The 25,774-nt window shown below is 43.3% G+C and carries 24 protein-coding genes; 7 read left to right on the forward strand and 17 right to left on the reverse strand.

What is annotated here, in order from left to right; translation table 11 throughout:
* The first annotated feature begins 11 nt into the window (after nucleotides 1–11).
* On the forward strand, nucleotides 12–485 hold the full coding sequence (bamJ, locus tag DPF93_RS03120; protein ID WP_114764759.1) for a BamJ family beta-barrel-assembly machinery protein: 474 nt from the start codon (nucleotides 12–14) through the stop codon (nucleotides 483–485).
* A 54-nt stretch (nucleotides 486–539) separates the two neighbouring features.
* On the opposite strand, the gene DPF93_RS03125 is transcribed toward bamJ, so the two are convergent.
* Nucleotides 540–1,190: an ATP-dependent zinc protease family protein gene (locus DPF93_RS03125; protein ID WP_114764760.1), complete on the reverse strand. Its 651-nt coding sequence runs from the start codon at nucleotides 1,188–1,190 to the stop codon at nucleotides 540–542.
* 53 nt (nucleotides 1,191–1,243) lie between these two features.
* Nucleotides 1,244–2,425 (reverse strand): amino acid aminotransferase, encoded by a 1,182-nt coding sequence (locus DPF93_RS03130; protein ID WP_114764761.1) that lies wholly within the window; start codon nucleotides 2,423–2,425, stop codon nucleotides 1,244–1,246.
* A 319-nt stretch (nucleotides 2,426–2,744) separates the two neighbouring features.
* Between DPF93_RS03130 and DPF93_RS03135 the strand changes: the two genes are divergently transcribed.
* The 3 genes from DPF93_RS03135 to DPF93_RS03145 are packed head-to-tail and all read left to right on the forward strand — an operon-like array spanning nucleotide 2,745 to nucleotide 6,986.
* On the forward strand, nucleotides 2,745–4,796 hold the full coding sequence (locus DPF93_RS03135) for a TonB-dependent receptor (RefSeq protein ID WP_164675299.1): 2,052 nt from the start codon (nucleotides 2,745–2,747) through the stop codon (nucleotides 4,794–4,796).
* 5 nt (nucleotides 4,797–4,801) lie between these two features.
* Nucleotides 4,802–5,788, forward strand: a complete 987-nt coding sequence (locus tag DPF93_RS03140; protein ID WP_114764763.1) for a class I SAM-dependent methyltransferase — start codon at nucleotides 4,802–4,804, stop codon at nucleotides 5,786–5,788.
* 10 nt (nucleotides 5,789–5,798) lie between these two features.
* On the forward strand, nucleotides 5,799–6,986 hold the full coding sequence (locus DPF93_RS03145) for an MFS transporter (protein ID WP_114764764.1): 1,188 nt from the start codon (nucleotides 5,799–5,801) through the stop codon (nucleotides 6,984–6,986).
* Here DPF93_RS03145 and DPF93_RS03150 read toward each other — a convergent pair.
* From DPF93_RS03150 to nrdD, 3 genes are all read right to left on the reverse strand, one after another.
* Nucleotides 6,983–7,918 carry a helix-turn-helix transcriptional regulator gene (locus DPF93_RS03150; RefSeq protein ID WP_114764765.1) on the reverse strand — a complete coding sequence of 312 codons (936 nt, stop codon included), beginning with the start codon at nucleotides 7,916–7,918 and terminating at the stop codon, nucleotides 6,983–6,985. The two genes, DPF93_RS03145 and DPF93_RS03150, sit on opposite strands and share 4 nt — an antisense overlap.
* Before the next feature lie 167 nt (nucleotides 7,919–8,085).
* Nucleotides 8,086–8,553, reverse strand: coding sequence for an anaerobic ribonucleoside-triphosphate reductase-activating protein (nrdG, locus tag DPF93_RS03155; RefSeq protein ID WP_075652567.1), 468 nt, complete (start codon nucleotides 8,551–8,553; stop codon nucleotides 8,086–8,088).
* 69 nt (nucleotides 8,554–8,622) lie between these two features.
* Nucleotides 8,623–10,743, reverse strand: a complete 2,121-nt coding sequence (gene nrdD, locus DPF93_RS03160; RefSeq protein ID WP_114764766.1) for an anaerobic ribonucleoside-triphosphate reductase — start codon at nucleotides 10,741–10,743, stop codon at nucleotides 8,623–8,625.
* Nucleotides 10,744–11,033: 290 nt separating this feature from the next.
* On the opposite strand from nrdD, the gene DPF93_RS03165 reads away from it, so the two are divergent.
* Complete coding sequence (locus DPF93_RS03165; protein ID WP_164675300.1) at nucleotides 11,034–11,930, forward strand: endonuclease/exonuclease/phosphatase family protein; 897 nt, start codon at nucleotides 11,034–11,036, stop codon at nucleotides 11,928–11,930.
* 51 nt (nucleotides 11,931–11,981) lie between these two features.
* On the opposite strand, the gene DPF93_RS03170 is transcribed toward DPF93_RS03165, so the two are convergent.
* The 3 genes from DPF93_RS03170 to DPF93_RS03180 are packed head-to-tail and all read right to left on the reverse strand — an operon-like array spanning nucleotide 11,982 to nucleotide 13,176.
* The gene (locus DPF93_RS03170) at nucleotides 11,982–12,425 is read right to left on the reverse strand and encodes a YeeE/YedE family protein (RefSeq protein ID WP_114764767.1); all 444 of its coding nucleotides are present in this window, start codon (nucleotides 12,423–12,425) and stop codon (nucleotides 11,982–11,984) included.
* Nucleotides 12,426–12,435: 10 nt separating this feature from the next.
* On the reverse strand, nucleotides 12,436–12,855 hold the full coding sequence (locus tag DPF93_RS03175; protein WP_114764768.1) for a YeeE/YedE family protein: 420 nt from the start codon (nucleotides 12,853–12,855) through the stop codon (nucleotides 12,436–12,438).
* 12 nt (nucleotides 12,856–12,867) lie between these two features.
* A complete protein-coding gene (locus DPF93_RS03180) occupies nucleotides 12,868–13,176 on the reverse strand; it encodes an ArsR/SmtB family transcription factor (RefSeq protein ID WP_114764769.1) in 309 nt (102 codons plus the stop codon).
* Between the two features lie 209 nt (nucleotides 13,177–13,385).
* Between DPF93_RS03180 and DPF93_RS03185 the strand changes: the two genes are divergently transcribed.
* Entirely contained in the window at nucleotides 13,386–15,089 is a 1,704-nt protein-coding gene (locus tag DPF93_RS03185) for an FAD-dependent oxidoreductase (protein ID WP_114764770.1), read from the forward strand.
* A gap of 107 nt (nucleotides 15,090–15,196) precedes the next feature.
* On the opposite strand, the gene DPF93_RS03190 is transcribed toward DPF93_RS03185, so the two are convergent.
* The 9 genes from DPF93_RS03190 to DPF93_RS03230 form a co-directional block, all read right to left on the reverse strand.
* On the reverse strand, nucleotides 15,197–15,625 hold the full coding sequence (locus DPF93_RS03190; RefSeq protein WP_114764771.1) for an EamA family transporter: 429 nt from the start codon (nucleotides 15,623–15,625) through the stop codon (nucleotides 15,197–15,199).
* A 141-nt stretch (nucleotides 15,626–15,766) separates the two neighbouring features.
* Nucleotides 15,767–15,910: a FeoB-associated Cys-rich membrane protein gene (locus DPF93_RS03195; protein WP_114764772.1), complete on the reverse strand. Its 144-nt coding sequence runs from the start codon at nucleotides 15,908–15,910 to the stop codon at nucleotides 15,767–15,769.
* 9 nt (nucleotides 15,911–15,919) lie between these two features.
* Nucleotides 15,920–17,923 (reverse strand): ferrous iron transporter B, encoded by a 2,004-nt coding sequence (gene feoB / locus DPF93_RS03200; RefSeq protein WP_114764773.1) that lies wholly within the window; start codon nucleotides 17,921–17,923, stop codon nucleotides 15,920–15,922.
* Nucleotides 17,924–18,082: 159 nt separating this feature from the next.
* Nucleotides 18,083–18,343 carry a FeoA family protein gene (locus DPF93_RS03205; protein ID WP_114764774.1) on the reverse strand — a complete coding sequence of 87 codons (261 nt, stop codon included), beginning with the start codon at nucleotides 18,341–18,343 and terminating at the stop codon, nucleotides 18,083–18,085.
* 885 nt (nucleotides 18,344–19,228) lie between these two features.
* Nucleotides 19,229–19,747: a lipocalin family protein gene (locus DPF93_RS03210; RefSeq protein WP_114764775.1), complete on the reverse strand. Its 519-nt coding sequence runs from the start codon at nucleotides 19,745–19,747 to the stop codon at nucleotides 19,229–19,231.
* A gap of 250 nt (nucleotides 19,748–19,997) precedes the next feature.
* Nucleotides 19,998–21,800 (reverse strand): class I poly(R)-hydroxyalkanoic acid synthase, encoded by a 1,803-nt coding sequence (gene phaC, locus DPF93_RS03215; RefSeq protein ID WP_114764776.1) that lies wholly within the window; start codon nucleotides 21,798–21,800, stop codon nucleotides 19,998–20,000.
* Nucleotides 21,801–21,857: 57 nt separating this feature from the next.
* The gene (locus DPF93_RS03220; RefSeq protein WP_114764777.1) at nucleotides 21,858–22,205 is read right to left on the reverse strand and encodes a phasin family protein; all 348 of its coding nucleotides are present in this window, start codon (nucleotides 22,203–22,205) and stop codon (nucleotides 21,858–21,860) included.
* A 24-nt stretch (nucleotides 22,206–22,229) separates the two neighbouring features.
* On the reverse strand, nucleotides 22,230–23,444 hold the full coding sequence (locus DPF93_RS03225) for an acetyl-CoA C-acetyltransferase (RefSeq protein WP_114764778.1): 1,215 nt from the start codon (nucleotides 23,442–23,444) through the stop codon (nucleotides 22,230–22,232).
* Nucleotides 23,445–23,454: 10 nt separating this feature from the next.
* Complete coding sequence (locus DPF93_RS03230; protein ID WP_114764779.1) at nucleotides 23,455–24,195, reverse strand: SDR family oxidoreductase; 741 nt, start codon at nucleotides 24,193–24,195, stop codon at nucleotides 23,455–23,457.
* A gap of 862 nt (nucleotides 24,196–25,057) precedes the next feature.
* Between DPF93_RS03230 and DPF93_RS03235 the strand changes: the two genes are divergently transcribed.
* Entirely contained in the window at nucleotides 25,058–25,765 is a 708-nt protein-coding gene (locus DPF93_RS03235) for a TetR/AcrR family transcriptional regulator (RefSeq protein ID WP_114764780.1), read from the forward strand.
* The last annotated feature ends 9 nt before the right edge of the window (nucleotides 25,766–25,774 follow it).

Consider the following 25,774-nt stretch of genomic DNA (forward strand, 5'->3'; position numbering starts at 1 on the left):
GGAAAGGATTCATGACTAAAATTATTTTCCCTCTCATCGTTGTCATCTTAGCTGGCTTTATGATCTACCGCACTTGGACAAACCATAAAACGGCAGATGTTAACTTCCAACAAGGACAAGACTTCTTAATTGCCAACGCGCAAAACGAAGGGGTTGTAACAACCGAGAGTGGTCTTCAGTACTTAGTGCTCGAAAAAGGTGAAGGCACAGTTCACCCAACGAAAAGCAACAAAGTAAAAGTGCATTACCATGGTACTTTGATTGACGGCACAGTATTCGATAGTTCAGTTGATCGTGGTGAGCCAATCACTTTCGGTCTTGGACAAGTGATTGCAGGTTGGCAAGAAGGCTTAACCTATATGACTGTGGGTGATAAGTTCCGTTTGTTTATTCCTAGCACTTTAGCCTATGGCAAAAGTGGCACTGGTCCTATCCCACCAGCAGCAACACTTATTTTTGATGTTGAGTTACTTGATATTCAATAAAGTTAACAGCTGAATAAGTAAAAAAAACCGCTCAGATGAGCGGTTTTTCTTTTTCTATTTGTGCTTACTTTGAACGTACTTTTTACTCACATCCACGACAGCAACATCGCGGAAAAAACTTCGCCCTAGCAAGACAGGATATGAAAGGTGGGTTCTATCGGCCAAGGTAAACTCGGTTTTCTCTTTTAAATCACCGATCTGAATCCAAGCATAAATAACCGCTCTTCGCTGGGAACCATCAGCACTTGATTGCTTTATCTTCACCCAACGCTCAACTGGTAATGCGATCTCTTTGCTGCTGACACCATCGTGTTCCATTTTGAATTTGACCCAATCTTTGCCGTCTCGTTCAAAGGGCACAATGTCTACCGCACTGATTGATGAAGTCGTAGCGCCTGTATCTACCCTTGCGCGGAAAGACTGTTCAAGACCCGGTATATATACCCACTCTTTCTCACCAAGAATCAGTTTTCCCTCTGACGTTTTCTTTTCTTGTACGACCGGAGGTGGCGTTGGCTTTTCTTCAGGCTTCACTTCCGGTTTTGGCTCTGGTTTTACTTCGGGTTCAACGCTCGGTTTTTCCTCTGGTACTTCTACTTTGGGCGTTTCTTTTTCTGCGGGCTCTGGCTGGCTGGTTTGGCTGGCACAAGCCGCTAATGTGCTAACCAGCATAATTACGAAAGTAGAATGCCAAATCTTCTTCATTCAATCCCCCAAATTGATTTAACGATTAAAAAAGGCTCTTACGAGCCTTTGAACTATGAAACTTTTAAAATTGCGTCCGCAACGTACGGGATATCTTTTTCCGTCAAGCCCGCGATATTAATACGACCGTCACCAACGCCGTAAATACCGAATTCTTCACGCAATTTTGCCATCTGCTCTTGAGTAAAGCCTAGCACAGTAAACATGCCTTTGTGAGATTGAATAAAATCAAACTCACTGGTGTTGTGCGCGCGGTTAAATTCCGCACATAGAGAGTTACGTAAAGTAACCAAACGCTTTTGCATACTGGTCAGTTCATCGCGCCAAATCGAGCTCAGCTCGCCGTCTTGTAATATCGTTTTGACAAGAGCAGCACCATGATCTGGTGGCATGGTGTAAGTAGAGCGTGCGAGTGTAAGCAGCTTACCTTTCGCGTTATTCGCATCTTGTGCTGATTTACCCAGTACAATTGCAGCTCCGGTACGTTCACGATATAAGCCAAAGTTCTTTGAACATGATGTGGTGATCATCATTTCTTCTACGCGCTCAGCCATATAACGTAGACCTGCGGCATCTTCTTCAACACCATCACCAAAACCTTGATAAGCCAAATCGACAAATGGGGTAAACCCTTTCGCTTGCGCAAGTTGAGTCACTTGCTGCCAAGTATCAAAGTCAATATCAGCGCCCGTTGGGTTATGACAACAACCGTGCAGTAACACAACGTCATCTTTACCCGCTTGCGAGATTTCCTCCAGCATACGAGCTTTATCGACTTGTTTAGTCACTGGGCAAAAATAGGTGTAATGTTTGACTTTTAACCCAGCCGCTTCCATCACTGGCTGATGATTTACATAACTTGGGTTTGATAACCAAACTGTCGTATTTGGCTGCGCAACCTTCATTAAATCACCCAGCATACGCAGTGCGCCACTTGCCCCAGGCGTTTGAATTGCTGAAACACGATCGAGAACCGGAGAATCGCCTAATACAAGATTAACCATTGATTGGTTAAACTCTTCGCAACCTGCAAGTCCCACATACGATTTGGTCTTTTGCGTTGCGACGACTTTTTGCTGCGCGAGTTCAATTGCCTGCATAATCGGGGTTTCACCCGTACTGCTTTTATATACACCAATACCCAAATCCACTTTTTCTGCACGCGGATCATTCCTGTACGCGACCGAAAGCGAAAGTATTGGATCTAGTTTTGGTTCAGGTAAATGAGAGAACATGAAAGTCACAACCCTTTGAAATTCATTGTTGATAGTGTTGTTCAAATTAACACTAGTTATTGTAAATATCGACAACTAAACGAAACAACTAACTAAAATTTATCGTAAAAATTGCAACACTCAGTTAATTGGATATTAATTACCCAAATACGCTTGCGTGATCTCTTTCTTTCGAGCCTTGCCCTCCTCTCCCTAACTGTTCGTCATTTGTTATCCGTCTATTCACCATTTGGTATCTCGCATTATTGCAACAGTCGATACTGGCGCCTAAACAACCAACTGATTTTTGACGCTTAAATGCATGGAGTGCATTTCGACTATGACCAAGAGAATGTTTAAATACAGCATTATCGCTACATCGCTGATGATAGCTATCCCATCTATCGCCGAACAAACAACTGATGAAACTTATTTGATCACGGCGCGTCATTGGTCGGAAGATCGCTTAGACGTGCCAGCAAGCACGCAAACTATCCAGATACAAGGGCATAAAGGTGATTTGCTTGAGCTTGAAAAACAGGCAAGCAACACTAAAGTTGAGCAATCGAGTGTGCAAACACGCGTTGCGATAAGAGGCAACTCAGCTTTTGACACCAGCTTACAACAACCCGTCGGGTATTATCTTAATGACGTGGCGCTACCACTAGGGGGCACGCAAGTACCTATTTTGTTTGCAACGGAAGATTTACAATTGATCAAAGGTCCACAAGGCGATCTTTATGGTCGCCACTCTGAAGCGGGCGTTGTAAAAATCAACACCCTTTCTCCAGATTGGCAACCAACTGCAAATATTGAGGTTTGGTCGGGCGTAACAGATGGCGCAAATGACTATCAACCATCCAATATTGTGGTTGGAAGGCTCTCAAACGAGATTATTGCAGACGTTCTCGCCGGGTCCGTCGCAATTCGTGCTGAAGACACTACGGGTCCACAATTAAACCTTGTTAACGACAGCAAAGACGGCGGCGCGATTGAGAATCTAGCTTCGCAGTTTAACTTTGATATTCGCACTTCAGCGGATACTTCAATACATTGGACCAGTTATCTAAGCCGAGTTGAAGCAGGCAAAGCCAAAATGCGTTACATAACGGGCGCAAACAAAACCGATCGCTTCACAACAAACTACAATACGGATACCTTCGACGATATCGATTCGGACATTCATTCTCTGAAAGTAGAAACCGAGTTAGACAACTTAACCGTCACCTCCATCACTGGTTACACTGATTTCAACCGAGAGTTTCTCGCTGATTTAGATCTGACGCCTGCTCCGATCCCTGCTACGGAGTTTGCGCAACAAGACCAAATGTTGTCACAAGAATTTCGCCTATCAACGCTACCACAACAAAATATGAGCTGGTTGGTCGGGCTTTATCTTTATCAGCAAGAAAGCGATATTGATTTTGATATTGGCGGCTCGATGATGATGCCAAGAACGTATAGGCTAACCAATATCGATCAAACGGGCTTGGCTGGGTTTACCCAGTTAGATTGGTCAATCACAAATAGTTGGTCACTCACCCTTGGTCTGCGCGCGGAATACATTGAAAAGAAAGCTAAGCAACAGATCGTTTCTAGCACAAGCTACCAAGAACGCCTCTCTCAAACCAAGTGGTTACCCAAAGCTAGCCTCTCGTATAAGGTTGCCTCCAACAGAAATCTCTACCTCACCTACTCTGAGGGTTACTTGCCGGGTGGTTTCAATTACGCATCCGCCCAATCACTCAATTCCTTTTCTTATGATCCAGAAGCGAGCCAAAATATAGAAATTGGTGGCAAGATGCGTGCGTTAAACAACAAGCTCTACCTTGATGCTGCGCTGTTCTATACCAAAACTAAAGATAAACAGATAAATGATCTACTGCCTGGTTTTGTGCAAACCATTTCAAATGCGGCGCAAACCTCTAGCTATGGCTTAGAAGTCTCCGCCCGCTACCAATTGACAACCCATTTAAACCTCTTTACCAACTTAGGTGCGCTAAATACAAATGCGGATGAATACCTGACTAACAGCTTTAACGGTTCGGCTTTTGTTGCCAATGACTTAGCTGGTAATGATCTACCACTTGCCCCTAGATTTACCTATTCATTAGGCGTTGATTACAGCCCATCAAAAGGATGGTTTGCCAACTTGCAAGCAGCTGGCAGAAGCAAATTTTATTTTGATGCCAACAATCAGCTTGAGCATCCTGCCAGTGTTACTGTCGACGCATCTGTTGGATACAAATTCAACCACGTTACACTCGCCCTTGTGGCAGACAATGTCTTTGACGAGGTGATATACAGCAGAGCTGTAAATACTGCTGCGGGTATTGTGGTTGAAGATTCTCAGCCTCGCTATATCGGGCTCAATCTTGCTGCAAATTGGTGATCAATATGAACAATAGTATCCAATTGAAACTGTTTTCTCTCATGAACCATGCCATTGAATGGCAGCTAATACTTGCAGCATTAAAAAGCAACGTCTTTGACTCATTGGCGGATTGGAATAATGCAGAAGCTATTGCGGCACATCAAGGCTGGAATAGCGCCCAGACACAGCTCTTCCTTGATGCCCTCGTCGCAAGCGAAGTGCTAGATAAGCAACAGGATCAATACAAAGTAAAACATGAACTTAGCTTGTTTCTGCGTTTATCCTCTGCGCAGAGCATGCGTGACACACTAATGCATCTTAGCCATTTAAGGTTTGCAAGTGCCGAGCAGATCTTAGAATTGCTTGCAGGACAAATCGACCAGCAGGTTAACCTAACCAGCAATACGTTTTGGCAGCAAGCGGTGTCGAACCTTCGTTCATTTCACCAGTGTGGTGCAAGTGAGTCCTATCTAGAGCTACTAAGCCGTTTGCCCAGCTGGCGATCGACTCGTTCAATGTTAGAAATTGGCGCAGGTAGTGACATCTTAGCTAATTTAGCTGTGAATCAATGTCCAGCTCTTCAATACCACATTTTTGATTTGCCCCAAGTTATCGAGCAAATATCCCCCAAATATTCCTCAAATGACGGGCAAATCTTTTTTCATTCGGGTGACTATAACCAAGTGTCGATTCCTATAGGCTTCGATTTGATCTTCGCGTCTATGTCGCTCTATTACGTTCAAGACCCGACACGTTTCTACCAATCTATTCATCGTGCGCTGAATCATAGCGGCGTATTTGTGTCGCTGCATGAAGGACTAAACCAAGCCAGAACCCAACCATACCAGCATGTTGTGGGTCGAATCGTACCAGCTCTTAAAGGCAACGACGTTTCATTTTGTCACGGAGAAATTAGCCAATACCTTATTCACGCTGGCTTTACTCAAATATCGAGCGAAGTTGTTCCCTCTATTGCCGGCCCTTTAGAACTAATTGTTGCAACTAAGTAGGAACACGAGCATGCAAATAAAACTTACCGCACTCAATATGCCTCTGTTGGGTGCTTTAGTTGCCAATGGTGCTGGTCATGCTTACTTTGTGGTTACCTTTCCAGCTATCGCGAGAGAGTTCGAGATACCCGATCTGATCACAAGCGTAATAATGAGCATCTCGGTTATCGCACTTATTTTCACCGCACCTATTTGGGGCAGTTTCAGTGATAAATCAGGTCGTCAACGGATACTCACGCTGAGTTTATTTGGTGCTGGCATTGCCACCATTATGACTGGCGTGCTATTGAGTTATATTGAGCTATTTACCGCTGTCACGTTTGGTTATTGTTTGTTGGCAATCCGAATATCACATGGCATCGTCAGCTCAGGATTAAAGCCTGTGACTCAAGCAACCGCCGCAGATGTCTCCACCCCTGCTAATAGACTTTCGACTATGGCGCTCATAGGTGCGACATTTGGTTTAGGTTCAATCCTCGGCGGCAGTCTTGCAGTTATATCTGGCAGTCAATATATATTGCTTGGCTACTTTGTGATTGGTTTAGTCATGTTGCTCACTGCGATTTTCTTCAACGGCAGTTTCGAAGAAACTCAACCGATTAGACGTCATGAAATCACTAAAATCAGCCTTAAACCTGTGTGGTTTAATCTGTTCTCGACCGTAATGGCTCTGATGACCTATAGCACTTTGCAGTTAATGACTAACTGGTATCTCAAAGATGTATTCCTGCTCTCTCACGATAAGGCGATACGGTTTGCGGGGCTAACAATGACGTTGTCTATGCTGGCGATGATAGCAACTCAAGCCTGGCTATATGTAAAACAAACCAATGCTCGCAACTCACGCCTGATAGGGTTACTTTTGCTAGGAATAGGACTGTCTTTGTCGGCACTCAGTGATGCTCTACCCTACTTTCTAACCAGTATGACATTGGTAGGGATAGGGTTTGGACTCTTTTTGCCCGCCAACATCACTCTGATGAGCTTACAAGTCCCAAAAGAGCAGCAAGGTTTATTAGGTGGCGCAAACGGTCTTTGCCAAGGCATAGGTTTAGCCAGCGGTCCACTCGCAGCGAGCCTACTTTACCAAATAACACCACAGCTGCCATTTGCCATTTTTGCATCGATCTTTATTCTTATGCTTGGGCTAATTAGACTCTCATCAATAGGCGAAACCAACATAAAATGGTCAAACTAATCCCCTTGCTTGATGCGATACTGCGACGGCGTCATACCATATTGGGTTTTGAAACACTGAGTAAGATGACTTGCATTACTAAAGCCACAGTTTTGCGCAATTTCAGTGACGGTTTGTTCAGATTGAATAAGATAAATCTGTGCTCTCTCAAGGCGATGTTGGCGTAACCAGTCAAAAACCGTCATGCCAAATTGATGTTTAAACGCTCGATTCAAGCGCGTATGGCTCATTCCCACAGATTGAGCTAACTGAAGCAAACTGGGCGGTGAAATGATATTGTTGGATAATTCACTAACAACTTGCTTAAGTGTTTGGCAAAGAGAAGGGTTACGCAGCAAGGGATCTGGAACTAACCATCTGGCAATTAATTCCAACGCTTTGGCTTCGGCTAACAACCGATCAGCGACAGAAAGCATTGGGTTTGCAATCAGATCGGAGATCCAATCGTCTGGGGTCTGTTGGAAGGCTAAACGCTGCATTCGATTTGTCGTGAGCAGCATCGCTTGCTCATCTGACTGATTAAATGCTTGGTTGAGCCGAGCGGTAGAATAACGAATCACAGCCATCTGGCAACTCTGCTGCGCTGGTGTATGACGTCGCAACTCTCCTTCATCGACATTAATCAGCCATACATCACCGGGACGCACTGTGCAGGTTTCATTAGACTCGACCAAGGTAAATTCACTGATGCCCTCTATTCCAAACACAATCAAGGTAGTGGGATCATCATAGTCAATATTTGAATAATAAGCTTGGTCAAACAAACAGTGACTGACCGTGCAGCTAATATCATCACAGATATTGACGCAGCGAAACTGTGTCTGGAGATCGAGCGTGGGTAAAGACTGTAAACGCCATTTGCCCCGCCACTTGTCGTCACTGACAAAATACTCTTGATTGATATGCCAACAATGCTGATCTTCGACTGCCATGTCGTTTCCTAACGCTATATTCCCTCATCATTAATGCGATAGATTATCATTTGCATAAAGTAAATACTAGAAACTGCTCATAGCGAAAACCGCTATGATCTTTCAACTTAAGTTGCTGTGTAATTTATCTCGCCAAGATCAATAAAGGCAGCTAATGCTGCCTTTAATTAGAGCTTAAAGTAATGTATCACCTGATTGGAACTGCCGCGCCATTCGAGGTTTAAGTCTCGCTTCTCTTGCTCGAACTTACCATCGACCAGCACATCAATAAGATCCACAATCTCTTTTTGCGCTTCGCTCAACTCGCCCAGAGTATAACCTGACCATAGCCAGATATCTTTGTTAGGACATTCAGCACGTACGCGTTTTACCAAACGCAATACATCAGCCACATTCGAAGGATGAAGCGGATCGCCCCCTGACAGCGATAAACCTTTACGTTTGATGCGCGTATCGTTTAGGTCGGCAATGATTTGATCTTCAAGCTGCTGCGTGAACGGATGACCACTGTCTACACGCCAAGTTGTCTTGTTATAGCAGCCGCGACACTTATGTTCGCAGCCAGAAACAAACAAAGTCACGCGAGTGCCGGGACCATTTACAACGTCGATTGGGTAGTATTGATGGTAGTTCATAGTTCCAAAACGAAAAAACCAGCCCGCCTTGTAGCAGAGCGAGCTGGTGAATGATACTTACAGGTTCAATTATAGGTGCTTAACGCGACGCTTAACTTCTTCTTGCTTACCGAAGTTAAATGGACGAGCGTCTGGGCTACCTAAGTAACCACATACACGGCGGGTTACTGATACTTTGCTTGAATCATGGTTGCCGCAGCTTGGGCAAGTAAAGCCTTTGCTCGTACAGTCAAACTCACCAGTGTAACCACACTCATAACACTCATCGATCGGTGTATTAGTGCCGTAGTAAGGTACGCGGGTGTAGCTGTAATCCCATACGTTTTCCAAAGCTTCAACGTTGCGTTGCATGTTCGGGAATTCACCGTAACAGATAAAGCCACCGCTTGAGATGTGTGGGTATGGCATCTCAAAGTCAATCTTATCGTATGGGTTTACCTTCTTCTCAACGTCTAAGTGGAAGCTGTTGGTGTAGTAACCTTTGTCAGTCACGCCTTCAATCACGCCAAACTCTTTAGTGTCGATACGGCAGAAACGGCTACATAGGTTTTCACTTGGCGTGCCGTATAGGCTAAAGCCGTAACCTGTTTCTTCATTCCATTGCTCTACGTGTTTCTTCAAGTACTTAACGATGTTAAGTGCTTTCTCACGCAGGTCGTCATTGTCGTATACGTGTTCTGAAGTGCCGTATAGTGCGTTAACCATCTCATGGATACCAATGTAACCAAGAGAAATAGACGCGCGACCATTTTTAAAGATATCAGCGATTGAATCGTCTGCTTTTAGACGAACACCACATGCACCTTCCATGTATAGAATTGGCGCAACGCGAGCTTTAACGTTTTCTAGACGAGAGATACGCGTTTCTAGTGCACGGCGTGCCACAACCAGTTTCTCATCTAAGATTTTGAAGAACTCTTCTTCGCTGCCGTTTGCACGGATTGCGATACGAGGCAGGTTCAAACTTACTACACCAAGGTTATTACGACCTTCATGGATAAGTTCACCATTTTCTTCATAGGTATTTAGGAAACTACGGCAGCCCATTGGGGTTTTGAATGAACCAGTTACTTCAACCACTTTGTCGTAGTTAAGAATATCTGGGTACATACGCTTAGAAGCACACTCTAGAGCAAGCTTCTTAATGTCGTAGTTTGGATCTTGTTCTTTGTGGTTCAAGCCATCTTTAATAGCAAATACAAGTTTTGGGAACACCGCTGTTTTACGGTTCTTGCCGAGACCTGCAATACGGTTTTTCAAAATTGATTGCTGAATTAGACGTGATGCCCAACTGGTGCCTAAACCAAAACCAAAGGTCACAAATGGTGTTTGACCATTTGCAGTATGCAAGGTGTTTACTTCATACTCTAAAGATTGGAAAGCGTCGTAACACTCTTTCTCTGTACGAGAGATAGCAAAAGCTTCTGGGTTGTGGATATCCCACTCTTTTGCGATAGAAAGGTGTTTCTCGTAGCTTGCCTGAACATACGGTTCTAGTACTTCATCAATACGGTTGATGGTTGTACCGCCGTAGATATGGCTCGCTACTTGCGCAATGATCTGTGCTGTTACTGCTGTTGCTGTCGAAATTGACTTTGGTGTATCAATTTCAGCGTTACCCATCTTAAAGCCATGCGTCAGCATGCCTTTAAGGTCAATCAGCATACAGTTAAACATCGGGAAGAATGGTGCGTAATCTAGGTCGTGGTAGTGTAAGTCACCTTCATCGTGTGCTTGTACTACATCACGTGGCAGAATGTGAGTTTTCGCATAGTGTTTAGCCACGATACCTGCAAGTAGGTCACGTTGAGTTGGGATAACTTTACCGTCTTTGTTTGCGTTTTCGTTGATAAGATCAACGTTGCTCTCTTCGATCAGACCTTCGATCTCACGAGTAAGCGCACTTTGCTTCTCACGCGCGATGTCACGGTCATGACGGTATTCGATGTATGAACGTGCAAGTGACTTGAAAGGTCCTTGCATAAGTTCATTTTCAACTAGGGTTTGGATTTCGTTGATGTGTACTTCATCGTGATCTTTTAGCTGCAGCTCAACTGCCAGCGCCACATTTAGGGCATAAATAGCAATTTCGTTGTTCACGTGCTCTGCTGCTGCTTCCACTGCTGCTTGAATACGATCCCTGCTAAACGGAGCTCTTGAGCCGTCACGCTTGATTACGATTGGTTTCACCTTTTCTCCTTACCCCAGCATACTCACAGAGTTATCCACAAACACACTATATAGGGTTGTTATTTTTTTGACTGACACTAGATGTTGTGGCGTATTAGACTCCAAAGCGCACCCCAAAAGTATTGATTTAGATCAATAAAACTAGGTTACAGTACAATAACGAAACGATCTTATTGGCATGGCTCTCAGATACAAATAAAACAATGAAAATTGCAAAAATTCTGCTTTTAAACTTGATTTTTTGCGAAGGCTTATAAGACAAAGGGTCTAAGAGAATGGAGACAAAACGAATGCTCAAAACGTGTGCAAAACCTCTCATTTTCCTATATATAGTGGTATTGACTGCGTTTCAGGCACAAGCAGAACAATCGTTCAAAGTTTCGACATGGAATATGGAATGGTTCGTTTCTGAAGGAAACAAGCGCTTTACGCCTTCGTTACGCAGTAACGCGGATTTTCACAAAATGGCGCACTATTTCAATGAACTGGATACGCCGATCCTCGCCTTTCAAGAAGTGGGTGATAGCCAAGCGTTACAGCATCTGTTTGGTAACGACTATGTGCTGTTTATGTCAGACCGTTCAAAACCGAATAATCGCCAACTCCAATACGATGATATTAACCAATACACTGGATTTGCGGTGCGAAAGGATATTGAAGTAAAAGATGTGGCGGACTTTTCGCTATTACCCAAGCAGAGAAAAGACAAACTAAGATTCGCTAGCTACATCGTTGTCGAGCCAAACAGCGCAGCACCTGTGCACTTACTTAATGTTCATCTAAAAGCGCGTTGCAGTGGCGGTTACAAAAACAATAGCGCTTGTAAGACCCTCAAGATACAAGGCGAAGCGTTAAATCAATGGCTTAGAGAGCGAGAAACAAACAACGAGCGCTACATAATTGTGGGCGATTTCAACCACAACTTATCTTTTAAGCATGATTGGTTATGGCAAGTATTGAGCAAATCGACAGACGCAGTGCTTGCAACCCGTGATGTTAGTGCCAAGTGCAAAGTACGCAGTCGCAAAAATCCGCAGCGCACTCATCAGTTTCGTTCTTTAATCGACCATATGGTTGTCAGCCCTGATATAGATGTGGTTGAGATAAAACAAAATCTATATCAGTCACAAGATGTGCTGGATTATCAATTAAGCGATCATTGTCCGATCACATCGACTTTTAGGTAGGGAGATAAGTACGCACAAAGAGCTATGCGCACTGTAAACTCATTAGTTGGACTATTTCATCGCTTGTTTTGCTTTATCTGCTTTTGGCGCTGTTAAAAATTTAACCAGCAAGGAGCCGAAAAGCATACTGGCAATAAAAATCCAAATGCCTACATTGCCATAACTGGCACTTGCGATTGCAGGTCCCGGACAAACACCGGCGATCCCCCACCCGATGCCAAATAAAGCAGCCCCGCCAATCAAACGCTTATCGATTACACTGGTATTAGGTAAACAATATTGCTCGCCATTTATTGAATGACTACGAGGTTTGATCAAGAAAAAGTAAGCTGGCATAAAGACCGCGAGAGCGCCGCCCATTACAAAAGCCAAACTCGGATCCCAGTTTCCGGCGACGTCAAGAAAACCAATCACCTTGGCAGGATCAACCATACCTGAGATCGCCATGCCCAAGCCAAATAGTAAGCCACTTAGCGCTGCGACTAATAAATTCATTTCATTACTCCTACATCACATGCAGACGAATGAACACGGTAATGCATGCCACTAACATAAAGGTTAATGTCGCCACAATTGAACGTTTAGACAAACGACCAATACCGCAAATACCGTGTCCACTGGTACAGCCATTACCAAGTCGTGTACCAGCACCGACCAATAAACCTGCCAACACAAAAACAACTAAGGAAATACTCTCGGTATTAGGAATACTGAATCCAGCAAAACTAACAGCAACGCCGCCACCAACCACCATGCTGACAATAAAAATCAGCCGCCAAGCATAATCGCCATGGCTAGGCGCAAACAGACCATTAAAGATTCCACTTATACCGGCAACCTTACCGTTGAACAGCAGCAGTAGCGTTGCAGAACAACCCAGTAAGATGCCGCCAAATAAAGCACTCCATGGGATAACATCTAACATATTTCCTCCTTGTTATTGGCAAAAAACGCAATGTAGTGACTTCATCATCACCTTCACTCTTTCATCCGAAAGTGAATAGAATACCTGCTGCGACTCTTTGCGGGCTTTGATGATATTGTGTTTACGCAGCACAGTAAGGTGTTGCGACAGAGCAGATTGACTGAGGGTCGAGTTCGCTTGCAGAGCGCCTACCCCAACTTCGCCTTGTGTTAGTTGGCAAATCACCATCAGGCGCTCTGGATGCGCCATAACTTTTAGTAATTCCGCAGCTTGAGTCGCATTTTCTTGCATCTGCGTAATATCGAATTGCGTTTCACTCATAGTCTAATTCCGCTGATATTTTGTACACATTCTAATCAGGATTTAATATTAGTCAAATCTAATTTAGCTTGTGCATATTTAGATTATTTAAAATTAGACTTTTCTAATATTGTTCATTATAGTGGCAAAAATTGATTGTTGTAGTTATAGATCGGCTGCACTATCAGCAATCCAAACCAACAGCGATTTAAAAGAGCTAGGAGTAACTTATGACAAAGATTGTAATCATCGGTGGTGTCGCGGGCGGTGCATCCGCTGCTGCAAGGGCTCGACGCCTAAGCGAAAACGCAGAGATTGTTATGTTTGAGCGCGGTCCATTTGTTTCTTTTGCCAACTGTGGTTTGCCTTATCATATCGGTGGTGATATCCAAGAGCGCAGTAAGTTACTCCTGCAAACTCCAGAAAGCTTTTTAGCTCGCTTCAATGTTGACGTGCGTGTCATGAACGAAGTGGTGTCAATCAATCGCCAAGATAAGCGCGTAATCGTTAAAAATCTGATCGATGGTTCTGAATACCAAGAAAGCTACGATTTTCTGCTATTAAGTCCAGGCGCCGGAGCCATGGTTCCGCCAATCCCAGGCATCAATAATCCACTCACTCACTCGCTGCGCAACATTCCCGATATGGATCGCATCATCAAAACGTTTGAAACCAATAATGTTAAGCACGCAACCGTGGTTGGTGGTGGTTTTATTGGCTTGGAAATGATGGAAGCGTTCCACCAACTAGGTGTAAATACCACTCTCGTCGAAATGGCTGAGCAAGTTATGACGCCTGTTGACCGCGAAATGGCAGGCTTTGCACACGCTGAAATTCGAGAGAAAGGTATCGATTTACGCCTAGGCGTTGCCCTAACTTCTGTTGAGTACATTGCGAACCAATCTGTCGCTACGATCGAAGCCGGTGAAAACAAAGAGCACCAACACCTTCAAGGCAAGCTCACCCTCTCACTCGATAATGGTGAACAATTGGATACCGATATTTTGATCATGGCAATCGGTGTACGCCCAGAGACAAAGTTAGCGCAAGAAGCCGGTCTGCAAATTGGCTCACTTGGTGGTATCTATACCAACGAGTACATGCAAACCAGCGATCCCTCAATTTATGCCGTTGGGGATGCCGTTGAGGAAAAAGACTTTGTTACGGGCGAACAAACACTTGTTCCGTTGGCAGGTCCAGCCAACCGACAAGGTCGAATGGCAGCAGACAATATGCTTGGTCGTAAAGAGACTTATCAGGGTACACAAGGCACCGCGATCTGTAAGATCTTTGATTTAGCAGTAGCATCAACGGGTAAAAACGAAAAACAATTAAAACGTGACAACATCACGTATGAAAAAGTCTATGTTCATACAGCGAGCCACGCAAGCTACTACCCGGGCGCTGAAATTGTGTCATTTAAGATGCTGTTTGACCCACAAAGCGGCAAGATCTTAGGTGCACAAGCTGTCGGTAAAGATGGCGTTGATAAACGTATTGATATTATGGCGGTCGCTCAACGCGCTGGCATGACGGTTGAACAATTGCAGCATTTAGAACTAACCTACGCTCCGCCGTACGGAAGTGCCAAAGATGTGATTAACCAAGCGGCGTTTGTGGCTAACAACATCATTAAAGGTGACGCCACTCCGATTCATTTTGATGAAATTGATAACCTGTCAAAAGACCAAATACTGCTGGATGTGCGTAATCCGGGGGAACGAGAAAATGGCAATCACCTAAGCGGTGATATCAACATCCCGGTCGATCAACTGCGCCAACGCATGGGTGAACTACCAAAAGATAAAGAGATTGTGATTTACTGCCAAGTTGGTCTGCGCGGTAACGTTGCCTACCGACAACTGGTCAACAATGGTTTCAAAGCACGTAACCTAATTGGTGGTTATAGAACTTATAAGTTTGCTAAAGCATAAACGCCAGCCAAATCGCTGGTTAAAGAGAAGCAACATTAGGTGGGGACTAACTCCCCACTTTTTTGCATTTAGACATGAGATAAACTAGGCGTATTCAGTTTTCATTACTATTTCCACGCAACCAATATAATTCCTAGAGTGATCATGACCACACCTAGCCAGTTGGTTAGGCTGAGTTTTTCACCAAGAACCAGCACCCCAAACACGGCAACAAAGATCACACTAAGCTTGTCAATTGGGGCAACTTGGGCAGCCTGCCCCAAATTCATCGCACGAAAATAGCATAGCCACGACGCACCGGTTGCGAGACCGGATAGAACAAGAAACATCAAGCCTTTGCTAGAAATTTCACTGAGTGGCTGAAATTTCTGGGTAAAGAAGGCAATCCCACCGACTAAAACTAAAATGACGCAAGTACGGATAAAGGTCGCAAAATCAGAGTTAATGGTATTTACACCCAGTTTTGTAAAGATTGCCGTTAGAGCTGCAAACACTGCAGATAATAAAGCCCAAGCGAGCCAAGAAGTTTGAAACATAAGAGGTCAATACCGCTCTATGAAAAGGGACCAGATTCTCTATTTGGTCGTAAACGTAATAGCTAATCATCGTTGTTACCAAAAAAGTATTCTCTGATATAAATGAAGAAAGTGAGCTGCGAGCTCACTTTCTTTACGCTATTAGCAGCTGTTTTTATTCGATGCACAACTGCTACTTTGCGAACAACCTGCACATCCGCCACCTTTTCGTTTCATTGCAACTATCTTATAGATGGCAACACCAACGATAGCAACGATACATAGCGAAACAATGAGATTCGTCATACTACCTCCTTACTGTAGGCTAAGACCCAGTTTTTGCTGCTCTTTAAGCGAGCCTTTCTTAAGTAGCGTGAACAAGTAACCAATTAATGCCGCACAAACAACTAGACCAAAAACAAAGCCATCGCCCAGAGATCCTGTTGTTGCTAACGTGCCGACCTGATAGATAGTAAATGCTGTCACGTATGCAATGCCAAGTTGTAAAGCGATACCACCCATTAGCCATTTTTTGTTTTCCAGCTCTGCGTTCATCGCACCAATTGCAGCAAAACATGGCGGTGTAAAGAGGTTAAACACCAAGTAAGCAAGAGCGGCAACTGAAGATAGCCCCATTACAGTTGCAACATCAGCGCTGCCTGAAACCAACGCTAGTTCTTCGGTATCAATAAAGTTAGTGATGCCGTATACGACCGCTAGCGTGCCAACCACGTTCTCTTTAGCGATAAAGCCTGTAATTGCAGCAGCTGCCAATTGCCATACACCAAAACCTAGGGGGATAAGCAAGAAAGCAAATGGCGAGGCGAGTCCTGCGAGAATACTGGTGCTCTCAGATCCTTCTGGAACGATCTCGAATCCCCATGTGAATGTCTGCATAATTTGGACTGCAGCATTACACAATAGAATGATAGTACCTGCTTTAATGATGAATGCTTTGGCGCGAGACAGAGTCGAATTCATCGCCAGCTTCAAGCTTGGAACTCGATACTCTGGCATTTCTAAAATAAAGAATGAACGCGTACTTTTCTCACCGGTAATTCGAACAATCAGCATTGCACCAAGGATAATAAGACCGATACCAGCAAAGTACATACTGGTGCCTACCCATGCAGAATCTTGGAAGAACACACCAGCAAACAAAGCAATAACCGGCAACTTGGCACCACAAGGCATAAATGGAGTCAGCATTGCAGTTGTGCGGCGCTGTCTTTCATTTTGAATGGTACGCGTTGCCATGATACCTGGTATCGCGCAACCGGTACCAATGATCATTGGGATAATGGATTTGCCAGAAAGCCCCACTTTCTTGAAAAATCTATCCATAATGATCGCTACACGTGCCATATAACCACTATCTTCAAGCAACGCCAACATAAAGAACAACACCATGATTAAAGGTAGGAAACCGACAACCGCACCCACACCACCGATAATACCATCAAGCAGTAGCGCACTAAGCAGCGGAGATACATCATCTCCCATCATCCCTTCAACCATGCCGTAAAAGCTATCAATCCAGCCAACTAAAGTATCAGCGAAAAGTGGACCAACGTGCGTTTGAGAAATAGAGAACACACACCACATGATCACGGCAAATATTGGTAAGCCAAACCATTTATGCGCCAAAACTGTATCCACTTTGTCGTGAATCGTTTGTTCTGAACTTAAAACCTCACGAGTCTCCACTTCTGCTACTAATTGTTTAACGAAACTGTAGCGCTTAGCATCAAGAGCTTGCACTTCTTCTGCTTGTTTGATTTCAGAATATTCTTGAGTAAAAGGAGCTACCTGATCTTGTTGTTTGGCTGAAATAGCTTTGCTCACTAGCTCAGTTAAGCCATCAAATCTACTGTCAGCAGCTACAGTTTCAACAACTGGACAACCCAGAAGTTGACTCAACTGCGCTACATCAATGGTCAGTTTTCTGCTCTTGTTCAGGTCACTCTTATTTAGAGCCACCACCACTGGAATACCTAACTCTAAAAGTTGTGTCGTAAAAAATAGGCTTCGATTTAGGTTGGTTGCATCCACAACGTTAACAATAACATCGGGGTTTTCACTCTTTATGAAATCACGAGTGATACTCTCTTCCAAGGTAAATGGTGACATCGAATATGCGCCAGGAAGGTCAACGATTGTCGCTTCACCATTCGCTATCGCCAATTCTTTACGTAACGAGGCTTCTTTCTTACTGATCGTTACCCCGGCCCAGTTGCCGACCTTTTCTAATTTACCTGTCAACGCATTAAATAGTGTTGTTTTACCACTATTGGGGTTACCTGCTAATGAAATTTTCAATGCTCTATCTCCATGCATTTACCTAGCCACCGTAGAAAAAGCGCACACCACTTGCTCCCTCTAACCAAAATAAAATCAGTTTGGGGAACTTCGCGGTTTAAACGTTACAATAGAATCTCGAGTAGCAGGTTTTCGGTTTTTATAACTCAATATTTTTGATTAATTAACAATGACCGTTTTGGCTAGATCTGAATCAATGCTGTATCTCGCATCCTTAACAGAAATCACATAAGTGTCTGATAATACAGATACAACTGTAATCGTCTCTCCAGCAAAACAACCAAGCGTACTCAGAAAACTCGCCACCTCTTTATCATCCTGAAGAATGCTTTTAATTGTGTAGGCTTTATTTATCTCTGCTGCGAGAAGCGTATTACTTTCGATTTTGTTGCTGCTTTTATTCTTTCTAAATCCAAACATCTCTACAGTTCCTATCCTCAAAACGTTAATGTCATATCAACGAAACGAAAACACTTTAAGTTGAATAATAATTATTAACTTTCCCAGTTAAAAAATTGGGTCAAACTAACGGCACAACTTTGTTACGTCTGTAGCTATCTTGTGCTCACAAGCAATCTTTCAACAATGATAATCATTGTCATTTATGTTGTGATTTTCGCTGAATGCAGTCTGGTAAAATTTGAGCAAAATCAAAAAACCATGATTTATCTAGGGTAATTAAAAAACAATGCGTTGAATTTCATAGTTTAGAGGGAGCTAACACTAGCTTTAGTTATATAGAAACCACTCGTAATTACTTCCAAAGATAAGAAGCTTATTTTTCCAAAGCTAACGCGGAGGATATTTTCCAATCAATATAAATCGGCACTGATACCTATGTGACACACATTTGCTTTAAGCGCTGAGCACAATACTAATCGAGAACAAACAAACGACTGCCATAAAACGGACAAGTGAAGGGATTACAAGTTTTGTACGGTTGTAGATAAAAATTCGGACAGGAGGCAACAGAAGCGCTGAAATAAGGATACAGATCAGTGAGGACAAAAAATCATATCTTAGCCCTGCCACTCCCCACACCCAGAATGCAATTCCAAAAAACCAATTAACGGTCAAATATAAAGTTTGCACACTCCCTCCTTAAACTAACCATACACTATTGATGATAGTCGTTATTTACAGGATATGGAGTAAAATGATGTAGTTAAGACAAAACGCAAGCATCTCCAGAGCAAAGACGCTTACGTTTTTGAGATGGAAATTGTGTATTGCGCCCTTCCCAACCATGGGCATCAAAGCGGCTATCAAGAATGCATTAGAGCCGCTCGATAGAGTAAATATAACCTAGCTTCCATGACGAACGTAAATCAGTTCGTCGGTATTAAAACCTTTCTCTTTGGCTTGCTTGACGAATTTCTCAATCAATTCATCAGACACTTCTGGAGTACGCGAAAGTAACCATAGGTAGTCTAACGTTGGTCCTGACACGAAAGCATATTGATAATCTTCTTCATCCAACTCAAAGATCACATACGAGCTATAAAAGGGACCAAAAAAGGAAACTTGAATGTGACCAATATTATCGTGTTGAACTAAAAATGCTTTACCGTCCGCTTGTTGCCACTCATTGGTTGCGGGGTCAAACCCACGGTTAACCACAGAAATACCCGTTTTTTCTAACTCTTGGTATTCCGCAGTAACCTGCTGTAGACCTTCTTCAAATGAATGATCAAGACGAGCAATTTCGTACCATTTACCAAGATAGCGCTCTAGTTCAAAGTTGTTCACTGGTTTGACCGTTTCCGGCATTCCAAGACAACCGCCCAATAACATAACGCTAAATACAGCAACTATCGCTCTCACAAAGCTCTCCTTAGCTAGCGTCTCCGGCAAATAAAACGTGTTTTTGCCTTTGAACTCGATAATCCACAAATTACCAGATTAAAACGCGTAATAAAGCACAAACGCATTCTAGTTTTCAAAGTTGCGTAGCTTGCATCAAATTTGAGAGCGACTTATCGCGACGCTAAAAGAGGTTTCCTTTGTCAAAAGCAAAAAATGAAAAAGAGGAGCACTGCTCCTCTCTAGGTTAGGAATGGATGACAAGTTAAACTCACGCTTCTGCTAAGTTCTCTTCCACTGGTTCTTCTGCAACAGGCAGCACCTGCTTGACATATAGTCCAGGAGCAACACCCAATACAGGGAAGTTTTCACTTCCTTGTGGGAAAGGATCTACTTGCTCTTCAGGATTGAAGCTTTGCAACCACTGGTCCCAATGCCCCCACCAAGAGCCCTCACTGTAGTTAGCCGCACTCATCCAATCTTCGGCATTATCTTCTAAGCTATCATTGACCCAGTAACCATACTTATTTTTGTCAGGATGGTTAACGATACCAGCAATATGCCCAGATTCACCCAGCACAAACGTCTTGTTACCACCAACTTTCAGTGCACCTCGGTAGGTGCCTTGCCAAAGTGCGATGTGATCGTCTTTGGTGGAAATAAAGTAGCTAGGGATTTTGATTTTATCTAAATCAATCCACACACCACCAATTTTAACCCCCTTATCCTGAACAAGCTTATTCTCAAGATAGAGTTCGCGCAGCATGAAGTTGTGGGTTGGCGCAGTCACGTTAGTACTGTCACTATTCCAATACAGAAGGTCAAAATCGACAGGGCTCTGCCCTTTCAGGTAATTATCAACATAGTAATTCCAATAGAGACTGTTTTCTCTCAACAAACTAAAGGTCACACTCAGAGAGCGACCATCCATGTACCCCTTTAGATTGTTTTGGATTTCTATAGCGTTGATAACTGGCTCGTTAATGTACGCTCCAACCTCGCCCGGCTGCGAAAAATCGAGCAACGTCGTAAAGAACGTAGCACTCTTAATACGTTTTTTCATTCGTTTAGCGGCATAGTAAGCCACTGTCGAAGCAAGCACTGTACCACCAATACAATAACCGGCTGCGTTGATCTGCGGCTGACCAGTAATGTCTTCAATTGCCGTTACGGCTTTGACAACACCTTCGGTCACGTAGTCACCAAACTCAACATTGCGTTGCTGCTCGCCCGGATTTCTCCAAGAGATCATAAACACGCTATGACCTTGGTTTAGCAACCAACGAACCATCGAGTTCTTCTCACGAAGATCGAGTATGTAGTACTTGTTGACAAAAGGCGGGACAATTAGAAGCGGAGTTGCGTTGACTTTCTCGGTTAAAGGACGATATTGAATCAGTTCAAAAAGCTCGTTTTGGAAAACAACATCACCTGGAGTATTGGCAATATCTTCTCCAACACGAAAGGCATTATTGTTAGTCATGCGTACTTTTAAAATGTCTGAACTTGCATCGAGATCGTTTTTCAACTGATCTAAGCCCGCCAACAAGTTTTCGCCATTGCGTTCAATCGTAAGCTTGAGTAGCTCTGGGTTTGTCGCAATAAAGTTACTTGGTGACAATGCATTGATCGCCTGACGAGAGAAAAATGCTAAGCGCTCTTTAGTCTTCTCATCTAAGCCTTCGATGTTTTGGATCGTGTCGAGGTATGTTTTACCAAACAACAAATAGGATTGTTTAATAAAGTTAAATACTAGCTCATTTCGCCAACTGTCATTGCTAAAACGCTTATCCCCACGCTCAGCTTCTACTAAACAATCCGTGTTACCAGCGAGTACCACATTTTGCCAAATGTCGAGTTGCTGCTGCCACCATTGTGCTTGAACTTCCATTAATGCCGTCGGTTGATTCGCCGCCTTCTCAAAAAGCAAAGCTGTATCTTCGAAGTTGACTTCCTGCATTGCCTTATTAAATGGAGTGTTTACGGATGCCCTGTTGAGTTCGAAATCCTCCCACCACTTTTGATTGGTTTCTTGGAGCTTAACAAGGTAATCCGAAAAGAAGTGTTGAAACATATTTAACTCCTTAGATCGGAAAAAGCCGCCTTAATAAGGCGGCAGCTTTAACAGCGCTTATGCAGGGTTAACTGCTTTAAGATTTTCCGATGTTAGTTTTTCAACATCTTCTTTGAACTCTTTGGCAATGCTTTGAAGCTTATTGCTATCGTCTGTCATCTGCTGTGACAGCTTTGATAGAACCGTTAACTGCTGAGAATTAAATGTCGCCAATGAAGTTGGATCTTTGATTTCACTTGCCGCTTTCATTTGCGTCAGACCCATTTCGCTGTACGTACGCATTGCATTCAGTTGTAGCTCAGTAACCACTTCTACGTTCTTAGCTACAAGCTTGTTGAACTTGATGTACGGTTCTAGTTGTTTTTCAGTTTGGTCATTAAATGTTTTGAAAAAGTCAGTGTACATGACGATAACTCCTAGTTATTGAAATTAATTCCATTCGATAGATTTAACGATTACAGCGGTTCCCATGCCCCCGCCTACACACAGCGAGGCAACGCCGTACTGGCCGCTACTTCGATTGAGTTCGTGAATAAGGGTAACCAAGATTCGGTTACCTGAAGCACCAAGAGGATGCCCTAGCGCAATAGCCCCACCATTTTTGTTGGCCTTGTCTAGGATCTCAGTAATTGGTAGATCATGTTCTTGTGCAAGTTGATGGATAACGCCAAGAGCCTGACCAGCAAAAGCCTCATTGAGTTCATAGACATCAATATCATTCGCTTTGATCTCTGCCTTACTCAATGCTTTAGTCACCGCAGGAACAGGACCTAATCCCATGATCTTCGGATCGATACCCGCTTGTGCATAGCTAACGACTTCGGCAATTGGACGCAAGTTATGCTGCTTGACCGCAGATTCACTCGCCAAAACAATCGCACTCGCGCCATCGTTGATGCCAGAAGCGTTACCAGCAGTTACACTGCCTTCCTTATCAAAAGCAGGTCTTAATTTTTGCAAGCCATCTAATGTCGCATTTGATTTCGGGTATTCGTCAGTATCAAATGTAACAATCTCACGACGTTGCTTAACTTCTACTGGAGCAATTTCCGCTACAAATTTGCCAGCTTCAATTGCCGCGACGGCTTTCTTTTGACTCTCTAGCGCGTAGTGATCTTGCTGCTCGCGAGTTAAGCCGACTTCTTTGACGACGTTTTCCGCTGTAACGCCCATATGGTATTGGTTAAACACATCGGTTAAGCCATCATTGATTAATAGGTCGGTGAGCGCCATATTTCCCATTTTATGCCCGTCACGAACTTGGCTTGGGACAGTAAATGGAATTTGCGACATCACTTCAACACCCGCCGCAACAATGATATCTCCATCACCAGAGCGAATATGGCTTACTGCATCCATGACGGTTTTCATCCCACTACCGCACACCATATTCAGCGAGTACGCTGGTGTGGTTTCAGGAATACCTGCATAGATTGAAGCTTGGCGTCCAACACTCATACCTTGTCCTGCGCCAATGACATTACCCACAATAACTTCATCAACAAGGCTTGGGGCAACATTGCCTTCTTGTAATGCAGACTTAATTGCCACAGCCGCTAAATCGCCGGCACCCACATTTTTTAGCGAACCGCCGAATGCACCGATTGGTGTACGCTTAGCTGAAACTACATAAACTTTTTCCATGGTCATCTCCTTATTGCATGTGCAAGCCGCCATTCACAGACAAGGTTTCGCCTGTAATGTACGCACCAGCATCACTCACTAAGAAGCTCACCGCTTTAGCGATCTCTTCTGTACCAGCTAAGCGTCCCATTGGGATTTGACCTTTGATGTAGTCAAGTGCTTCAGGTTTCATCATTTCGACCATTGGTGTCATGGTATAACCCGGTGCAACGGCGTTCACTGTCACACCACTTCGAGCACCTTCAGCCGCAAGCGCTTTAGTAAAACCAATCATGCCCGCTTTAGCTGCACTGTAGTTGGTTTGACCAAATTGTCCCTTGATGCCGTTAACTGAGGAAATGTTAATCACGCGACCGCCTCCTTTTTCACACATCGTTGCGAAAAGAGGTTGAGTAACGTTGAACACACTATTGAGGTTGGTATCAATGACGTCTTTCCATGCTTGAGCCGTCATCTTCTTGAATACACCGTCTTTGGTTATACCCGCATTGTTGATGACAACATCAACCGTACCTTCTTCTTCAAGAAGATTGGCTAAACGCTCTGCGCATTGCTCAGTGTCGGTTACATCCAACTCAAACAATCGTACTTGTTGCTCGGTAAAATTGTTTTCATCAAACCACTTCTGTGCACATTCACGCTTACCCGTGAAATGAGTGGCGATCACTCGGTAACCGTCTTCCACCAGTTGCGTTGTAATGGCAGAACCAATTCCGCCTTTTGATCCTGTGATCAAAGCGAGTTTTTTCATTTAAGACTCCATGTCGAACAGCAATTTAAACAACATATTCGCAGAACGAGTAATTACGCTCTTAATTACTAGAACTGTTAATAATTAGTTTTGTCGATATATGTTTATCAACTTCCTTTATATTTAAAACTAATAGGCAATTGTTACAGTTCAAATTTTTTTTGATTAAATATACGCAAAGTTGAGCAAGATCCCACTATCCTGAAATGTTATCGACATGTTAATACAATTTAAACTCATGATTTAAAAGACAAAAGAACACTTAAAATGCGCTTATTGTAATTATAAGATATTGATTTTATTTAGAATTCGTTAGATGTAACATTATTGCGTCAATTTTCTTATTAACTAAGCCTATCAGTCACTTAATAATGATTATTAACAAATAAAACAATAACAGCTAACTCAGAAATAGTTATTATCTTTGCAGAATATAGATAATTATGACAATTAAATATTGCGAGAATAATAATTGAAATAATATTGGGTAAGTATTTGAACATAATAAAATAAGAAACCCAGCACAAAGGCTGGGTTGGCAGAAACGAATCGGATAATCCTTTAGGCAGTGGATGCTTTGATTCGATAAAGGGTAGAAAATAGCGCTACAGCTAATTCTTAGGCTCGTTCAACCTATTATGACTTCCTTTTCTACGTTAGGCTTTTGATATCAGATACAAATTAGATCTGTTTTCAAACTCCTCCTTGTCTAAGCGGCACTCCTCTATATTGCCCAAGGGGACAGTATAGTCAGATAAAGTGTGCGGTCAACTTAATTTTCCACGTGTACAATATATATTCTGGATGAAATTCGGTGTGATTTCTGGTAAAACTAAAGCGTAATTTAGGGTTGGTATTTCAGATGATCGAAAGAAAACAAGGGCGTAGAAGCGCACAGGATGCTGTAAAAACAAAAGGAGAGATTCTCAAAGTTGCAGCAAACATGTTTTGCGAGCTTGGTTATGAGAGAGTTTCGTTACGACAGATTAGTGAACAGGCTGGTGTTTCTCATAGCTTGATCCGTCATCACTTTGGTAGCAAAGAAAAAATTTGGTACGCAATAAGTGATTGCCTGCAAGAGTTTATGACTGGCTATATCCATACCATAATCGAAAATATGCCAGACAAATTGCCTGCCAACGAGAAGATGTATGTGTTTGCCGTTCGCCTACTCGCGCATATGCTAATGAACAAGCAACCGATACAGCTTATCGCCGATGCAGTAAGGCAAGAAGATGCGCTGTTCGATTACTTCGTCGATCAATCGGGAAAAATCCAAACTGTTGTTGATGCTATCGCAGACGAATACAACCAAGAGCATCCAGAGTCGCCAATCAAGGTGTGGGAAATTAAATGGCAGATGATTATGTATGCACATGGTGCAGCAAGCCTCTCACCTTTCCTACTGCAAACTTGGTCAGACGAAACCAACGATATAGATCAGTGTTTACTCAACCACTGGCAGATGTTTAATAGAATCATGGCTCACAGGCTACAAGTTGAGCCAAGTAAAGTTCTACAACCAAACAGCGTAGTTGAATTGGTTTACCACAGTGAATGTGCTCTCTGAGCAAATACC

This window comes from Vibrio rhodolitus (genome assembly GCF_003350325.1).
GTDB lineage: Bacteria > Pseudomonadota > Gammaproteobacteria > Enterobacterales > Vibrionaceae > Vibrio > Vibrio rhodolitus.

What these genes read in the sequence shown, in the direction of transcription:
- DPF93_RS03170 (WP_114764767.1), bottom strand. Translation starts at nt 12,425, where the DNA reads ATGAATTTATTAGTCGCAGCGCTAAGTGGCTTACTATTTGGCTTGGGC.
- DPF93_RS03135 (WP_164675299.1), top strand. Translation starts at nt 2,745, where the DNA reads ATGACCAAGAGAATGTTTAAATACAGCATTATCGCTACATCGCTGATG.
- DPF93_RS03205 (WP_114764774.1), bottom strand. Translation starts at nt 18,343, where the DNA reads ATGTTTGGATTTAGAAAGAATAAAAGCAGCAACAAAATCGAAAGTAAT.
- DPF93_RS03225 (WP_114764778.1), bottom strand. Translation starts at nt 23,444, where the DNA reads ATGGAAAAAGTTTATGTAGTTTCAGCTAAGCGTACACCAATCGGTGCA.
- bamJ (WP_114764759.1), top strand. Translation starts at nt 12, where the DNA reads ATGACTAAAATTATTTTCCCTCTCATCGTTGTCATCTTAGCTGGCTTT.
- DPF93_RS03165 (WP_164675300.1), top strand. Translation starts at nt 11,034, where the DNA reads ATGCTCAAAACGTGTGCAAAACCTCTCATTTTCCTATATATAGTGGTA.
- DPF93_RS03150 (WP_114764765.1), bottom strand. Translation starts at nt 7,918, where the DNA reads ATGGCAGTCGAAGATCAGCATTGTTGGCATATCAATCAAGAGTATTTT.
- DPF93_RS03235 (WP_114764780.1), top strand. Translation starts at nt 25,058, where the DNA reads ATGATCGAAAGAAAACAAGGGCGTAGAAGCGCACAGGATGCTGTAAAA.
- phaC (WP_114764776.1), bottom strand. Translation starts at nt 21,800, where the DNA reads ATGTTTCAACACTTCTTTTCGGATTACCTTGTTAAGCTCCAAGAAACC.
- DPF93_RS03220 (WP_114764777.1), bottom strand. Translation starts at nt 22,205, where the DNA reads ATGTACACTGACTTTTTCAAAACATTTAATGACCAAACTGAAAAACAA.
- DPF93_RS03130 (WP_114764761.1), bottom strand. Translation starts at nt 2,425, where the DNA reads ATGTTCTCTCATTTACCTGAACCAAAACTAGATCCAATACTTTCGCTT.
- DPF93_RS03195 (WP_114764772.1), bottom strand. Translation starts at nt 15,910, where the DNA reads ATGACGAATCTCATTGTTTCGCTATGTATCGTTGCTATCGTTGGTGTT.
- DPF93_RS03125 (WP_114764760.1), bottom strand. Translation starts at nt 1,190, where the DNA reads ATGAAGAAGATTTGGCATTCTACTTTCGTAATTATGCTGGTTAGCACA.
- nrdG (WP_075652567.1), bottom strand. Translation starts at nt 8,553, where the DNA reads ATGAACTACCATCAATACTACCCAATCGACGTTGTAAATGGTCCCGGC.
- DPF93_RS03230 (WP_114764779.1), bottom strand. Translation starts at nt 24,195, where the DNA reads ATGAAAAAACTCGCTTTGATCACAGGATCAAAAGGCGGAATTGGTTCT.
- DPF93_RS03185 (WP_114764770.1), top strand. Translation starts at nt 13,386, where the DNA reads ATGACAAAGATTGTAATCATCGGTGGTGTCGCGGGCGGTGCATCCGCT.
- DPF93_RS03145 (WP_114764764.1), top strand. Translation starts at nt 5,799, where the DNA reads ATGCAAATAAAACTTACCGCACTCAATATGCCTCTGTTGGGTGCTTTA.
- DPF93_RS03140 (WP_114764763.1), top strand. Translation starts at nt 4,802, where the DNA reads ATGAACAATAGTATCCAATTGAAACTGTTTTCTCTCATGAACCATGCC.
- DPF93_RS03175 (WP_114764768.1), bottom strand. Translation starts at nt 12,855, where the DNA reads ATGTTAGATGTTATCCCATGGAGTGCTTTATTTGGCGGCATCTTACTG.
- DPF93_RS03180 (WP_114764769.1), bottom strand. Translation starts at nt 13,176, where the DNA reads ATGAGTGAAACGCAATTCGATATTACGCAGATGCAAGAAAATGCGACT.
- DPF93_RS03190 (WP_114764771.1), bottom strand. Translation starts at nt 15,625, where the DNA reads ATGTTTCAAACTTCTTGGCTCGCTTGGGCTTTATTATCTGCAGTGTTT.